Genomic DNA, 14328 nt, shown 5'->3' with positions numbered 1-14328 from the left:
GGGTCCAAAACGTGCCGGGGGGGGGGGGGTGGTCCCTGGTGGGGGGTTGGGGGGGGGTTGGGGGGGGGGGGGGCTGGGGCGGGGGGCGGGGCGATCCGCCCGGCCCCGCACCTTTCCCGCTCGCTCGTTTACCTGCCTGCCCGGTTACTTCGTGAAGATGAAGTACTTCCAGGAGCCGTTGGTGTTCGAGTTCACGGTGTCGCCCGAGGTGCTGTTCACGTACGAGGCACGGACGCGCATCCGGTAACCCGTGTCATGGGTGCCGGTGAGCGTCACGATGGACTTGCCGTTGGTGCCGAGCTTGAAGTACTGCGAGCCCGCGTCGTACCACTTGCCCTGGTAGTAGAGCTGCAGGGACAGCTTGTGGGACCGGTTCTTGTAGTAGCTCATCGTCGTGGTGAAGACCGGGTTGGTCTTCTTGTGGAAGTACGCGTACGACGTGGAGCCGATCTTGGCCGTCTTGTACTGCTTGGAGATGGAGGTCGAGACCTTCACCCTGGCGTACGCCGTGGACGTGACCGTCTTGGACGTGTACCGGCCGTCGCCCTTGAAGACGGCGGTGACGGTGGTGTCCCGGGTCATGTCGACCGTGGTGGACAGATTGCCCTTGGAGTTGACCTTGCCGGTCTTCACCAGCTTCTTGGGCTTGTCCGGACCGAACGGGTCCACCCACAGCTCGACGGTGCGGTTCTTGTATGTCTTGCCGAGGTGCGCGGTGAACGAGACGTCGGTGCCGTAGGAGTACAGCGCCTTGTTGTGGTTCAGGGTCAGCGAGGTGGCAGCCCGGGGGACGGCGACCTTGTCGGAACCCGACGCCGCGGAGTGGGTGGCGTCGCCCGCGTACGACACCTTGTAGGTGACCGGGCCGCCCGCGGTCGGGGTGTCGGCGAAGGAGAAGCTGCCGTCCGACTTCAGCGTCACCGCGGGAAGTGTCTTGCCCTTGGGCGACTCGATGTCGGTGCGCGTCACCGTGGCCCTGGCGCCGGCCGGGAACGCGCCCTCGGACTTCACCCGGCCGGTGACGGTGAGCTTCTTGCCGCGCTCCGACTTCGCCGGGGCGTTGACCGTGACGGTGGTCGCGGACTTGACGGCGTCGGTGAGCACCCGCAGCGAGCGGACGCCGTTGCTGTTCACGGTGACGGCGAACAGGCGGCTGGTGTCCGGAGCCCAGGCCAGGCCCGCGTCCTCCAGGGTGTCCGAGCCGCTGCTGTTCCCGGTGTTGGGGAACTCGTACGTCCGGACCGGCTTGCTGGTGACGCCGGGCTTGTAGACGTAGACGTCCGCGTCGTACCAGGCGAACGATCCGGCGGCGACCATGCCGTTCGGAGCGATGTCGACCGCATTGGGGTATGAGGTGGACGGATACGCAATCCCCGGCGTGAGGTCCGTCGCGCTGTACGCCTGGTGAAGGTACGGAGCAGCGCTGGCCACCACGACCTGCTTGCCGTCCGGCGTCAGCGCGAGGTCGCGCAGATTGCCCCCGTCCGTGGACCGGAACGCGGTGCGTGTGGCCGTGCCCGAGGACACGTCGTACATGGCCAGATAGGTCGGACTCTGCGACTCGATACCGGCGGCCAGCGTGTCCGGCGCACCGGGCGTCGATGCCAGGGTCGGGGCCGCGTACCAGGTGCCGTTCGTCTCGTGGTCCAGGGTGACGACCGGTTCGGCTCCGGACAGGTCGAGCGAACCGATGTGGCCCGAACCGCCCCCGCCGTACCCGAACCAGAGCTTCCCGCCCGCCAGCGCCGGGAACTTCGGGTCGGTGCCGTTGCCGGTTGCGTACCGCGCGGACTCCTTGAGAGCCGCCGTGTCGATCGTCACGATGGCGTCGACGCCCGGCACACCGGCGTACAACGTGCCGGAATCGGCGGACAGTTCGAGGCCGGTCACGCCCGGCAGCGACGGGATCGTGCCGACGACGTTGCCGCTGTAGTCGGCGACGAGGACCTTGCCGCCGGTCGGGTCACTGATGAAGACCCGCTGGTGCACACCGTCCGCGACGATGTCGCCGACCGATGCGGCGGGAAGGATCTTGCTGGAGTCGGCAGCGGCCGGATTCGCCGCACCGCCGACCAGAACCACTGAGCTGAAGAGGACCGCGAGCGAGGTCGCGGTCGAGATTCTGCGCGTACGCAAAATGATGTCTACCCCCACGGTAAGAGAGGGCCGCGTGGCACCCGGAGATGAGAGAGGGGTGCGGCCCGGATCGCAGGGTATGGCATGACGTCCACATCTCGTACACATTTGCGGGGCCGAGACGTCCCCGACCCCGTAAACCGTCGGTTCGCCCAGGTGAGGAACGTCGACCAGGCGTCGGGGGCGCTCGCGAAGGTGGGGCCTTCGCGCACCTTGGAGTCCCGCATGTGACCGGTTCGTCCGCACCCTGCTGCTGAACGCGGCGTCCGCCCTGCTGGGCTGATCAGTCGGTCTTCGTGTATGTGAGCTGTTCGCCGCTGTCCGTGTTCTCGCGGCGCAGGGAGCCGTCCGGGAGCAGAGTGAGCGTGGTGGGTTTGCCCGCGGTGCAGGACGACATGGGTTCGCCGACGACGACCGTGGAGGGGCCGACCTCCACTGGGCCGCTCGGGGACGGCTCCGCGGTCAGGTCCGCCTGGAAGACGCAGTGGTAGGAGCCGCCGCTGTCGAGCGGGCCGTCCGCGGTGAGGGTGAGGACGGTCTGGCCGACCGTGCCCTGCTGGATGACGAGTTCCCGGGTGGAGTGGCCAGAGGGGTTGTCGATGGAGCCCGACCAGGTGCCCAGGTAGCCGGCGGGTATGGGGCCGTCGCTGTTCTTCTTTTCGTCGGAGGGGGAGGGGTCCGCGTCCGGGGACGACGGATTGTCGGTGACGGGGGAGTCCGAGCGGGAAGGGGACGTCGAGGCCGTGGAGGACGGGTTGGGCGTGGGCCCCCTGTCGTTCATGAGCGCGTAGACGGAGCCGCCGGCGCCGATGGCGACGAGCACGGCGATCGCGACGAGGGCGATGGTCGAACCCCTTCCGCGGCGGGCGGGTTCTGTGCCGGGCTGCGGGACGGTGGGGTAGCCGGGGCCGTACGGGGGTGTGGGGCCGAAGCCGGGTTGCTGCTGCGGATATCCGTACCCGGCGTAGTTCTGCTGGGTGCCGAAGGCCTGGCCGGGGTGCGGCTGGGCGGGCAGCTGCGGATAGCCGTACGCGGGGGAGGGCGGCCCGTGGGGCGGGGCGGGCGCGGGGGCGGGTGTCGTCGGGGTGCCGGCCATCGTGGGGAACGCGTGGACGGCGCCGGGCGTCTGTGGGGCGGGGCGGTCCGTGGGTGCTTCGGGCGCCGGGGGCGCTGCGGGTATTGCCGGTGCCGCGCCCGCCACTGCCTCGGCAGCTTCCTCCGGGTCCTCGGAGTCCAGCAGTTCCACTGCGTGGCGGCCGAGTTGGGCGATGAGTGCGCCCGGGAGCCAGGGCTCCGTCGTGTCGCCGTCGGCCAGGCGTTCCAGGATCGCGTCCGTCGTCGGGCGGGCGGCAGGGTCCTTGTGCAGGCAGTCCCTGACCAGTTCGACGAGGTCCACCGGGACGCCGGTCAGATCCGGGTCCTCCTGCGCGATCCGGAACATCTGCGCATGCACGCCGCTGTCGGACGCCCCGAACGGAAGCCGGCCGGTCGACGCGTACGCCAGCACCGAGCCGAGACAGAACACGTCGCAGGCCGGGGTCACCCGCTCGCCCCGCACCTGCTCGGGCGCCATGAAGCCGGGCGAACCGACCAGGGCCCCGGTGCGGGTGAGGCCGCCGCCTTCGGCGACGGTGTCGAGTGCCCGGGCTATACCGAAGTCGATGACGCGCGGTCCGTCGATCGTCAGCAGGATGTTGGAGGGCTTGAGGTCGCGATGGATGAGCCCGGCGGCGTGGATGGCCTGGAGGGCGTGGGTGAGACCGGCACCCAGGATATGAACCGAACGCTCGGGCAGGGGGCCGTACGCACCGGAAGCCGGTCCCACGGGTGCGCCCGCGCGACCGGAGACGGTGGCCTGGAGGGAGGGCCCGGCGACGTATCCGGTCGCGACCCAGGGCACTGCGGCCTCGGTGTCGGCGTCCAGCACGGGTGCGGTCCAGGCGGAGCCGACCTGGCGGGCGGCATGCACTTCCTGGCGGAAGCGGTCGCGGAACTCCTGCTGTTCGGCGAGCTCGCCGCGTACCAGCTTGATCGCCACTGTGCGGCCGCGGTCGGAGCGGGCCAGATAGACCTGGCCCATGCCGCCTGCGCCGAGCCGGCCCAGCAGGCGGTAGGCGCCGATGCGTTGTGGGTCGGTGGGCCCGAGCTTTTCCATGGTGTGCGTCCTCCCCCGTGCGGCGATACGCCGGAACGCGTTGAGAATAGCGGCGCGCGGTGTGACCCGGCGGGCGTGGCGTTCAGGCCCGTCCGTGGGGTGCCCCGGTCCTGTCTCCTGTGCTGTCCTCAATCGCCTGACGGGCTGGTTCTTTCGCCTGACGGGCTGAATCCGGCGCCGGTCACAGAGACGGTCACCGGACGGCCCCGGTTCCCGCTGCCTGCCCAGGCCACCGTGCCGACCCGACACCCTGCCCACCAAAGCGCCCCACGCCATACAAGGTGGCCATGTCGAGCCGCTCCCGGCGCGACCTACGCTCACCGCATGACCCCTCATGCCCCGCATGCCCCGCATGTCGACCCCGCTGCCGGTGCGGCCGTGAAGGCCGCCGACCGCGCGCACGTGTTCCACTCCTGGTCCGCCCAGGGCCTGATCGACCCGCTCGCCGTCGCCGGCGCCGAGGGGGCGTACTTCTGGGACTACGACGGCAACCGCTACCTGGACTTCACCAGCGGCCTCGTCTACACCAACATCGGTTACCAGCACCCCACCGTCGTCGCCGCGATCCAGGAGCAGGCGGGCAAGCTCGCCACCTTCGCCCCCGCGTTCGCGATCGAGGCGCGTTCCGAGGCCGCACGCCTCATCGCCGAGCGCACCCCCGGTGACCTGGACAAGATCTTCTTCACCAACGGCGGCGCGGAGGCCGTCGAGAACGCCGTCCGGATGGCCCGGCTGCACACCGGCCGTACGAAGGTGCTCTCCGCCTACCGCTCGTACCACGGCGCCACCTCCACCGCGATCAACCTGACCGGTGACCCGCGCCGCTGGCCGTCCGACAACGGCTCGGCGGGCGTCGTCCGCTTCTGGGCCCCGTTCCTCTACCGTTCGCCGTTCCACGCCGAGACCGAGGCCGAGGAGTGCGCCCGCGCGCTCCAGCACCTTGAGGACACCCTCGCCTTCGAGGGCCCCGCCACCATCGCCGCGATCATCCTGGAGACGATCCCCGGCACGGCGGGCATCATGACGCCGCCGCCCGGCTATCTCGCGGGCGTACGCGAGATCTGCGACCGGTACGGAATCGTCTTCGTCCTCGACGAGGTGATGGCCGGCTTCGGGCGCACCGGCAAGTGGTTCGCCGCCGACCACTTCGACGTGGTGCCGGACCTGATGACGTTCGCCAAGGGCGTCAACTCCGGTTACGTACCGCTCGGCGGTGTCGCCATCTCCGCAGAGATCGCCGCCACCTTCGAGACCCGCGCCTACCCGGGCGGACTGACCTACTCCGGTCACCCCCTGGCCTGCGCCGCCGCTGTCGCCACCATTCATGTGATGGAGGACGAGAAGGTCATCGAGAACGCCGCCCACATCGGTGAGACGGTCCTCGGCCCCGGCCTGCGCGAGCTCGCCGAACGCCACCCGTCGGTCGGCGAGGTCCGCGGTCTCGGCGCCTTCTGGGCGCTGGACCTGGTCCGCAACAAGGAGACCCGCGAGCCGCTGGTCCCGTACAACGCGGCGGGCGAGGCCAACGCGGCCATGGCGGCCTTCGGCGCGGCGGCGAAGAAGAACGGCCTGTGGCCCTTCATCAACATGAACCGCACCCACGCCGTTCCGGCCTGCAACGTCACCGAGGCCGAGGCCAAGGAGGGCCTCGCGGCTCTCGACGTGGCGCTGTCGGTCGCGGACGAGTACACCGTGTAGCGCGGGCCCGCGCAGCCCAGCAGTACGGCGCCCCTACCCTGCCCGGATCCGGGCACGGCGACCCTGGCTTAAGGTGACCCAAGCCGAAAAAGGGAAGGGGCGCCATGCGCGCGAGCGGAGCTGTGACCCGCAGTACGCTGCGGCAGCAGATCGCGGACGCGCTGCGTGACGAAGTGCTTGCCGGGCGTTTGCAACCGGGACGCGAGTTCACCGTCAAGCAGATCGCCGAGCAGTACGGTGTCTCGGCGACTCCGGTACGCGAGGCGCTCTTCGATCTCTCCGCGCAGGGTCTGCTCGAATCGGATCAGCACCGCGGTTTCCGGGTGCGTGAGTTCACCGTCGCCGACTACCGGTCGATGGTCGAGGCCCGCACCCTGGTCATCGACGGAGTCATCCGCAGCATCTTCTACGGGCCGGCCCTGTCGTCCGTGCAGATGGCGACGTACCGGGACTGCCTGGTCTCCGTACGCCGCAGGGCCCAGGAGGCCGCACGGGCGGCACAGGGCGGCGACCTCGACATCCTCATCGGCTACGACCTGCGTTTCTGGCGCGAGCTCGGCGCGCTCGTGGGCAATACGTACATCAACGATTTCCTGCACCGGCTGCGCGTCCAGGCCTGGGTGTTCGCGGTGCCGTACCTGCGCCATGACGCGGGCGCCCGGGACTGGCTCTGGCACGGCCATCCGGAACTGGTCGCGGCGATCACGCTCGGCAGCCACGATGCGGTGCGCGCGGTGATCGACGACTACAACGCACATGCGCTGAGCTGGGCGGACCGGCTCGCGGCCGGAAACCCCACGCACCCGGGCCACGGTCCGCAGACGACCGGGCAGGCGCCGTCCCCCGGGTCGCCGGAGCCGGCGCCCCCGACGCGCTGACCGCACGTCCGGAGCCGCAGCCCCGGGCGCAGACCGCGTCGGCCGGGGCCACGGGCCACGACCAGCCCCTACCCGTAACCACCGGCCACTGTGCGCGACGAGCCCACCGCATTACGCTGTCCCGACCGTTGTGAATATTCCGATGCGCACCTGTGGGAGAGCGAGACTTCGTGGCCTGTGACCTGTGGCTGGTCCCCCTCGTCGATGTGCTGTGCCACAGCCCCGACAACCCGTTCGCCGAAGAGATAGCCGTCTACGACAAGGCACTGGGCGAGGCCGGACTGCCGCCCGTCCCCGTGTACGCCTACATGCCGGGCCTGACCGGCGACGTCGCCCCGGTCGCGGGCTTCGACTACGACGCACTGCACTTCCTGCGCCGTGCCTATCTGCTCCAGCTCAGCGGCCTCGCCGTCACCCCCGTCGACGAACTGGGCGGGGACTACGAGCAGTTGCTGGAGATGTTCGAGGCGACGGCCCAGCAGTCCCACCTGGTCTGGCACTACGACCATGCGGGGGCGTACGTTCCGCTGGACTTCGCCGTCCCGCTCTCCAATGACGACCTGCTGGAGGGCGGCGGCCCGCTCGGCTCCGCGCACGGGCTGCTGCGGGAGCTGGAGTTCGTCGCCCCGTCCATCGGCATCGACCCGGCGAATCCGCCGGCCGCCCCGCTGCCGCCCGCCGCACCGACCTCCCTGGAGGAGCCGGCGGGCCCGATTCCGTACGACAACAGTCCGTTCGCCCGTGAACGGCACGTCTGGCTGGGCCTGCACGCGGCGGCCACCCGAAGCCTCGCCCAAGGCTCCATGATCATCTTCAGCTGAGCAGATACCGGTATCGGACGCAGGCGCCGGTACAGGTACGAGTACCGGCATCAAGGCAGTCACGTGCCTCCGGTGTCACCGCGGTGGGATCACCGGGGGGACTCCGGGGGCCGCTGCCGCGGCATGTTCGGCCGGGTCATCGTCTGCATCGGGAACCGTCCCGGCGGCGCCCCCTGGTCCGTACGGCCGCCGCCCCCGCTGCTCGATGACAGCGCCTGCATCCCCATCGGCGCGGGCCCGGCCCGGAACTCCACCATCCAGTCCGCGGTCTCGGTCCGTACGAGCTCCGTGATGTCCTCGGAGAACCGCCGCAGCACCCCCAGGCACCGCTCGGCGGCCTCGCTGGCCGTCCCCTCGGTCGGGCCGAGCACCTCCCGCACACACTCCGACGCCCAGTCGAACTGCAGCACCTGAAGGCGCCGCTGCACGGCCTGGGCGGTGGCGAGGTTTCTTATCCAGCCCGAGGTCAGGCCGAAGTACCGGTCGCACGCCATGCACGCGGCGCCCAGCAGCAGCGACAGATAGCCCCAGCCCGCCGCCCCGCCCAGCGCCCCGGTGAGATCGAGCAACGGCAGCGCGGCGCCCGCCACCGCCCCGGCCGCCGTACCGATCCGCAGCGCCCTGGCCCCGCGCCGCTTCCACACCCGGTCGCGCAGATACCAGCCGGCGGTGTGCAGTGCATCGGCCTCGACCCAGCGGTACAGCTCGTCGAGGCGTTCGGCGGGTTCGCCCCAGTCGCCGAGCGGGAACGGCGTGCCGGTCAGATCCCGGCCCCGCGCGTCCCGGCCGCGTGCGCCGGAGCCCGAGCCGGCCGAACCGGGCTCGTTGCGGGGCGGCCCTTCGGGCTGCATCTCCGGCTGACTCACCGGGGTACTCCTCTGCATTCTGCGTAGCGACGCCTGATGTGTGGCGGTGTGTTCGACGGTGGGCTGATCACTGCTCTCCGGCGTGGCCGACTGTCCCGCGTACGTAACCTTGCGTGACGATCGGTGTGCCTGTGTGTCCTGAGCGCATGCCCTTCCTACCGCCGAATGGTGGGCCGTGGGGTCGAAATCGCGGTATTCCCGGGTGTACAGGGCCTGTGATCAGGTATAGGAGTCTCGCCGACGTTGCCTGGAACTCACTCGAAAGAGTTGCTCGCCAGTGGGTGGGGCGCGCTGCGCGGTGACCACGTAGGCTCGGCGTACCGAAACATTTTGTCGTCGAATTGCCAGGAGCGACCGTGATTCCCGGTGGTGGTCAGCCCAATATGCAGCAGCTGCTGCAGCAGGCCCAGAAGATGCAGCAGGATCTCGCCGCGGCCCAGGAGGAATTGGCCAGGACCGAGGTCGAGGGTCAGGCGGGAGGCGGTCTGGTGAAGGCGACCGTGACCGGCTCCGGCGAGCTCCGTGCTCTGGTGATCGCCCCCGAGGCCGTCGACCCGGAGGACACCGAGACGCTCGCGGACCTCGTCGTCGCCGCAGTCCAGGCAGCGAACGAGAACGCGCAGCAGCTCCAGCAGCAGAAGCTGGGCCCGCTGGCCCAGGGTCTGGGCGGCATGCCCGGCCTCCCCTTCTGACGCTTCTGATCCTTCAGATCTCTTTTGACCTGCGATCCGAACTCGTAAGTTGTATTCATAGCTCATTCCAGGAAGGCGTTCCGTTGTACGAAGGCGTGGTTCAGGACCTCATCGACGAGTTGGGCAGGTTGCCCGGCGTCGGTCCCAAGAGCGCGCAGCGGATCGCTTTCCACATCCTGCAGGCCGAGCCGACCGATGTGCGCCGCCTTGCCCATGCCCTCCTGGAGGTCAAGGACAAGGTCCGGTTCTGTTCGGTCTGCGGCAATGTCGCCCAGCAGGAACAGTGCAACATCTGCCGCGACGCGCGCCGCGATCAGACGGTCATCTGTGTGGTCGAGGAGCCGAAGGATGTCGTCGCGATCGAGCGGACCCGTGAGTTCCGGGGCCGGTACCACGTGCTCGGCGGCGCGATCAGCCCGATCGAGGGCGTCGGCCCCGACGATCTGCGCATCCGCGAGCTGCTCGCCCGTCTCGCCGACGGCTCGATCACGGAGCTGATCCTGGCGACCGATCCCAACCTGGAGGGCGAGGCCACCGCGACGTATTTGGCGCGGATGGTCAAGCCGATGGGCCTGCGGGTCACCAGGCTGGCCAGCGGCCTGCCGGTGGGCGGCGACCTGGAGTACGCGGACGAGGTCACCCTGGGCCGCGCCTTCGAGGGGAGGCGCCTGCTCGATGTCTGATGCCTTCACGATTACGACGTCCGATGTTCTTGCAGCGGCTCACGACGGCTTTACGTTCAGCGACGCTATGTTCTACTCACCGTTCGCGACCGTGCCCACGGGAGGTCCCCTCGATGTCTGACGCCACGCTGAACTCCGTCACGCAGGACCCGGACGACTTCGCCGTCCAGATCGCCGATCAGATCAAGACGTTCATCGTCGCGGTCACCGAGGTGTCCAAGGTCGAGGAACCGGAGGAGGCCGTCCCCGTCCTGCTGCTCCAGATCTCCCAGCTGCTGCTGGCGGGCGGCAGGCTCGGTGCCTACGAGGACATCGTCCCCGACGAGCGCTACGAGCCGGATCTGGGCGCCGAGCCGGACGCAGACGGCCTGCGCGAGCGGTTCGCCGCCCTGCTGGAGCCGATCGACGTCTACTCCGAGGTCTTCGACCCGTACGAGCCCCGCAAGGCCCCGGTGCCGGCCCGTATCTCCGACGACCTGGCCGACCTGGTCACCGATCTGCGCCACGGTCTGGCGCACTACGAAGAGGACCGCACGACCGAGGCCCTGTGGTGGTGGCAGTTCTCCTACTTCTCCAACTGGGGCTCCACCGCATCCGCCACTCTGCGCGCCCTCCAGTCCCTCATCGCCCACATCCGCCTCAACCAGCCCCTCCAGGAGCTGGACGGCCTGGACACGGACTCGGAGACCGCCGACGACGAGCTGGCCGAGGAGGCGGGCCGCGTGATGGCGGAGGAGATCGCGGGACCGCTGGGGCTGCGACCGGTGCAGTAGCGCCCGGCGCACCCCTCGCGGCAACGTGACACCCGACGTCCGAGTGTCACGTTGTCCAGCCATGAACGCGCGCCCAGGGGCGAGTGGTTGAGGTCTCGACCGCATACCGCGGGACGCGTATACGCTGCTTGCTCACCATTCATCAGGGGGAGTGTGCGATGGCGGACGAGGTCTGGGCGGGCCTGGCGGAGGCGATCGGCGCGATCCGCGACGAGCTGCAGCAGGCGGAGATCGCGGGGCGCGGAAAGCCGGTGCAGTTCCGTACGGGTCCGGTGGAGCTGGAATTCACCGTGGACGTGAAGAAGGATGCCGAGGGCAAGGCCAAGGTGTCCGTGCTGCCGTTCGGGATCGGCGCGGAGGCGAAGGCGGCGGCGTCGAACAGCACGACGAATCGCCTCAAGTTCACGCTCCAGCCCGTGGATGCGGAGGGCGAGGACAAGCGGATCTCCGACGAGTCGGCAGAGCGGCCGGAGTAGGGCGGGACGGGGCTCACGGTGGACGTGCGGCGGGTCGTCGAGATCTGGGACGTGTCACGGAAGAACGTGGGGACGGGCTATCTCGTCACGGACCGTCTCATCCTCACGGCTTTCCACAACGTCGAGGGCGCAGGCCGGTTGGATGCGCGCAGGCTCCATGGCGAGTGGGCCGAGGCCGAGATCATCTGGCCGAGGGAGCCGCCGGACCTGGAGCGTGACCCGCAGGCAGACGCGGCCCTGATTCGGATCACGGATCAGTCCTGGTCTCCGCCCCGCGGGGCACCGGTCCGCTGGGGGCGCATTGACCACATGGCTCCGATGGTGAGCAATGAACAACTGGGCTTCACCGCACTCGGTTTCCCCCGCTCCGAGCTGCTGAACAAGCAGCGGGACACCAAGCAGATCAGCGGGGACATCGAACGGCTGACGGGCTTGAAGTCCGGCTTGATCAGGGCGTACGTGAACAGGGTTGCCACCCCTGACAAGCCGAGTGACACCTCCAGATGGAAGGGGGCGTCGGGAGCGGCTCTGTTCTCCGGCCCCTGGCTCATCGGTGTAATCGTCACGGACCGCGATCGTGACTACTCGGCCAACCAGCTCACGGCGGTCTCGTTGGCGTCGTTGGTGGCCCGCCCTGGATTCGTCGACGCTCTGGGGAGCGATCCGCTACTGGAGAGAGTGGCTCCGGGCGGCATACCGCACTCGCGCATGGCCTACGACGTCGAAGCACCGCGCGGTCTGAACAACTTGCCGGAACTTCCGTCCCGCATGTTCGTCGGCAGGGACGAGGCAATGGCGGCGCTGGCGGAGAAACTCTCAGCGGATTCCCGGAACACCACACAGACGATCCACGGGCTCGGCGGCGTCGGGAAGTCGACATTGGCCCTGCACTATGCCCACGCCCACCTGGACTCGTACGACCTGGTGTGGTGGATTCGCTCCGACAATGCCGATCTGATTCGCACCGATCTCGCCGCCCTGGGCCACCGCATCAGGGGTGAGAAGGGAGACGGCGCAACGATCCAGGAGGCGGCGGACTGGGCGATCGTCTGGCTCCAGACGCATCCGGGCTGGCTGCTGGTGTTCGACAACGCGGAGAGTCCGGACGACATCAAACTCGTCACAGGAAGTCTGGGCAGGGCCGGGCACCACCTGGTGACAAGCCGCTTTCAGTACGGCTGGAATTCGGAGCCGTTCGAGCTCCGGATGCTCGATTCCCGGGCGGCTGCGGATTTGCTCAAGCAGCTCACGGGGAGCGATGACGATGCCGATGTCCGTGCGCTGGCCGACGAGTTGGGGCACCTTCCGCTGGCGCTGCAACAGGCCGGTGCGTACATCTGCCAGCGGCACCTCACGGTCGCCGAGTACCACCAGCTCTTCGACCGCCGGCCGGACCGACTGACAGCCACCGCTCCCGGAGGGTTCGACCCGGCCAGAACGATGGCCCGCATCTGGGGCATCACGCTGGAGACGCTTCAGGAGCGTGATCCCCGTGCCGTGGAGCTACTGCGCGTCCTTGCCTGGTACGCCCCGGTGGAGATCCCCCGGAAGCTGCTCGAACCGACTGTCGAGGATCTGCTGGATCTGGACGACATCCTGGCTCTGCTCGCCGGCTATCACATGATCACCTTCGGCCGGGAGGCCGTCGGGGTCCACAGGCTCGTCCAGACCGTGGCCCGTACGCCTGCGACGGATGACCCGCAGCGCCTGCCCGATCTGATCGCCGCCGCACGTGGCACGGCCACGGATCTCATACACCGGGCCCTCCCCGATGATCCGGAGGGGGATGCGTCCGAGTGGCCTCGGTGGAGGGCCCTCCTTCCGCATGCCGAAGCCCTCTTCCGGTATGCCTCGGCCGACAGCGACAGCGCCACCACGGTCCGGCTTCTCGGAAAAGTCGGACGCTTCCTCGGCCGTCAGGGCCGACGCAGACGTGCGATGGAGTTGCTGGAGCGTTCCGTGGACAGTTCCAGCCATGCACTGTCCGGGGGCGACGAGGACCTCAGCATGCTCCTGCGGGGGTATCTCGCCGATGCGTGCCGGGAGAACGGCTTTCACCGACGGGCTGTCGAGATAGCCGAAAGCGCGCTCGTCGACCAGGAGCGCACACATGGTGAGGATGCTCCCTCAGCGATCGGGGCGCGGCTCACCCTTGCCAAGGCCTGTGCAGCTGACAGCAATTATGACCGAGCACGTGAGCTCGCCCAGAGAGCGGTTGAACAGCGGGTCCGTGCTCTGGGGGAGACCCACGAAGAGACAATCGGGGCACGTAATGACCTCGCTCTGATTCTTGCGCAGGCGGAGGACAACGGTTCGGCTTTCGCGATAGTGGAGGAGAATATCTCGCGTCGCGAGATTCAGCCGGAAGCTGACGCTCAGACATGGCACACGAAGGCACTTTTGAGCCGTTTGTCGATCATGGCGTCGGCAAGGGATGTACTTCGTAATCTGACCACCTTCCTCGGGGATACGCAGAACGAGGATGGTGAGCCGGGGGCCGCTGGGGTGTTCCGAGAGATGAGCGAGATCTTTTCGGCAGTGCAGAGCGCGGCCACGGATGGCCGCGGGAATGCCGTGGTGCACGCGGAGAAGGCTCTGGCAGAGGCCCGACGCACCCGGATCGCTGAGCACCCCGATGTACTCACGGCGCAGATTCATCTCGCTTCCGTCTGCCTCATGTTCGGCGACGTCGAGCGGGCATCGACCCTGATTCGTGAGGCCATACCCATCTGCGAGCGGGTGTTCACGGAGAAGGGCCCGGCTACCGTCGAAGCGCGTGCGCTCATGAAGTTGCTGGAGTTCGACGGGGATGCGGATCAGATGCGTCCGATCGTGATGGGATTTCTTGCAGACGCTGAACTGCCTCTGCTTCTGCAGCAACAGATGGAGGATGTTTTCGGTCGCCTGGATGACCTCAAGGCGAAGCTGAGCAGATCCGGGTTCCCGGACGACGGCCCAGTCGCCGACTGATTCGGCCGAACGCCGACTGCAGCTGTTCCGCGCACGCACGGGGCGGTCGGCGTCGGGTGTGACCGCCACATCAGGGGCCGGGGTTGTCGCAGGTCGGCCCGGGGCTCAAGCCGCGAGTTCCGAGCCCCGAGGGCCGAGCCCTTTCCGGCATACGGGGCGGAGACGACGACGAGGACCACG

At 68.8% G+C, this 14328-nt stretch carries 11 protein-coding genes; 8 read left to right on the top strand and 3 right to left on the bottom strand.

Annotation, left to right across the window (positions count from 1 at the left end; all coding sequences use genetic code 11):
- Positions 1-144: 144 nt before the first annotated feature.
- Together ACFVYE_RS30910 and ACFVYE_RS30905 are read right to left on the bottom strand one after the other, a co-directional pair.
- The gene (locus tag ACFVYE_RS30910) at positions 145-2136 is read right to left on the bottom strand and encodes a YncE family protein (RefSeq protein WP_389607774.1); all 1992 of its coding nucleotides are present in this window, start codon (positions 2134-2136) and stop codon (positions 145-147) included.
- Between the two features lie 283 nt (positions 2137-2419).
- A complete protein-coding gene (locus ACFVYE_RS30905) occupies positions 2420-4291 on the bottom strand; it encodes a serine/threonine-protein kinase (RefSeq protein ID WP_383970291.1) in 1872 nt (623 codons plus the stop codon).
- Between the two features lie 324 nt (positions 4292-4615).
- Here ACFVYE_RS30905 and ACFVYE_RS30900 point away from each other — a divergent pair, with 324 nt between their 5' ends.
- The 3 genes from ACFVYE_RS30900 to ACFVYE_RS30890 all read left to right on the top strand — a co-directional run bounded on the left by ACFVYE_RS30900 (position 4616) and on the right by ACFVYE_RS30890 (position 7688).
- The gene (locus ACFVYE_RS30900) at positions 4616-5989 is read left to right on the top strand and encodes an aspartate aminotransferase family protein (RefSeq protein WP_383970294.1); all 1374 of its coding nucleotides are present in this window, start codon (positions 4616-4618) and stop codon (positions 5987-5989) included.
- 104 nt (positions 5990-6093) lie between these two features.
- Complete coding sequence (locus ACFVYE_RS30895) at positions 6094-6867, top strand: GntR family transcriptional regulator (protein WP_389607773.1); 774 nt, start codon at positions 6094-6096, stop codon at positions 6865-6867.
- Between the two features lie 170 nt (positions 6868-7037).
- Entirely contained in the window at positions 7038-7688 is a 651-nt protein-coding gene (locus tag ACFVYE_RS30890; protein WP_383970359.1) for a hypothetical protein, read from the top strand.
- Between the two features lie 89 nt (positions 7689-7777).
- On the opposite strand, the gene ACFVYE_RS30885 is transcribed toward ACFVYE_RS30890, so the two are convergent.
- Positions 7778-8554, bottom strand: a complete 777-nt coding sequence (locus ACFVYE_RS30885; protein WP_383970299.1) for an SLATT domain-containing protein — start codon at positions 8552-8554, stop codon at positions 7778-7780.
- 356 nt (positions 8555-8910) lie between these two features.
- Here ACFVYE_RS30885 and ACFVYE_RS30880 point away from each other — a divergent pair, with 356 nt between their 5' ends.
- From ACFVYE_RS30880 to fxsT, 5 genes are all read left to right on the top strand, one after another.
- Entirely contained in the window at positions 8911-9246 is a 336-nt protein-coding gene (locus tag ACFVYE_RS30880) for a YbaB/EbfC family nucleoid-associated protein (RefSeq protein ID WP_383970302.1), read from the top strand.
- An 83-nt stretch (positions 9247-9329) separates the two neighbouring features.
- On the top strand, positions 9330-9929 hold the full coding sequence (recR, locus tag ACFVYE_RS30875) for a recombination mediator RecR (RefSeq protein ID WP_093899342.1): 600 nt from the start codon (positions 9330-9332) through the stop codon (positions 9927-9929).
- 113 nt (positions 9930-10042) lie between these two features.
- On the top strand, positions 10043-10702 hold the full coding sequence (locus tag ACFVYE_RS30870; RefSeq protein WP_093899341.1) for a DUF5063 domain-containing protein: 660 nt from the start codon (positions 10043-10045) through the stop codon (positions 10700-10702).
- A gap of 158 nt (positions 10703-10860) precedes the next feature.
- Positions 10861-11178, top strand: a complete 318-nt coding sequence (locus ACFVYE_RS30865; protein WP_383970306.1) for a trypco2 family protein — start codon at positions 10861-10863, stop codon at positions 11176-11178.
- A gap of 708 nt (positions 11179-11886) precedes the next feature.
- The gene (gene fxsT, locus ACFVYE_RS30860) at positions 11887-14148 is read left to right on the top strand and encodes an FxSxx-COOH system tetratricopeptide repeat protein (protein ID WP_389607772.1); all 2262 of its coding nucleotides are present in this window, start codon (positions 11887-11889) and stop codon (positions 14146-14148) included.
- The last annotated feature ends 180 nt before the right edge of the window (positions 14149-14328 follow it).

It is taken from the genome of Streptomyces sp. NPDC058239 (assembly GCF_042882185.1).
GTDB lineage: Bacteria > Actinomycetota > Actinomycetes > Streptomycetales > Streptomycetaceae > Streptomyces.
The sequence above is the reverse complement of the archived record's forward strand: the minus strand, read 5'-3'. Positions and strand labels throughout refer to the sequence as shown.

Excerpts from the sequence above, each read along its gene's own strand:
- ACFVYE_RS30865 (WP_383970306.1), top strand. The coding sequence starts at position 10,861 with ATGGCGGACGAGGTCTGGGCGGGCCTGGCGGAGGCGATCGGCGCGATC.
- ACFVYE_RS30895 (WP_389607773.1), top strand. The coding sequence starts at position 6,094 with ATGCGCGCGAGCGGAGCTGTGACCCGCAGTACGCTGCGGCAGCAGATC.
- ACFVYE_RS30900 (WP_383970294.1), top strand. The coding sequence starts at position 4,616 with ATGACCCCTCATGCCCCGCATGCCCCGCATGTCGACCCCGCTGCCGGT.
- ACFVYE_RS30905 (WP_383970291.1), bottom strand. The coding sequence starts at position 4,291 with ATGGAAAAGCTCGGGCCCACCGACCCACAACGCATCGGCGCCTACCGC.
- ACFVYE_RS30870 (WP_093899341.1), top strand. The coding sequence starts at position 10,043 with ATGTCTGACGCCACGCTGAACTCCGTCACGCAGGACCCGGACGACTTC.
- fxsT (WP_389607772.1), top strand. The coding sequence starts at position 11,887 with ATGGCCTACGACGTCGAAGCACCGCGCGGTCTGAACAACTTGCCGGAA.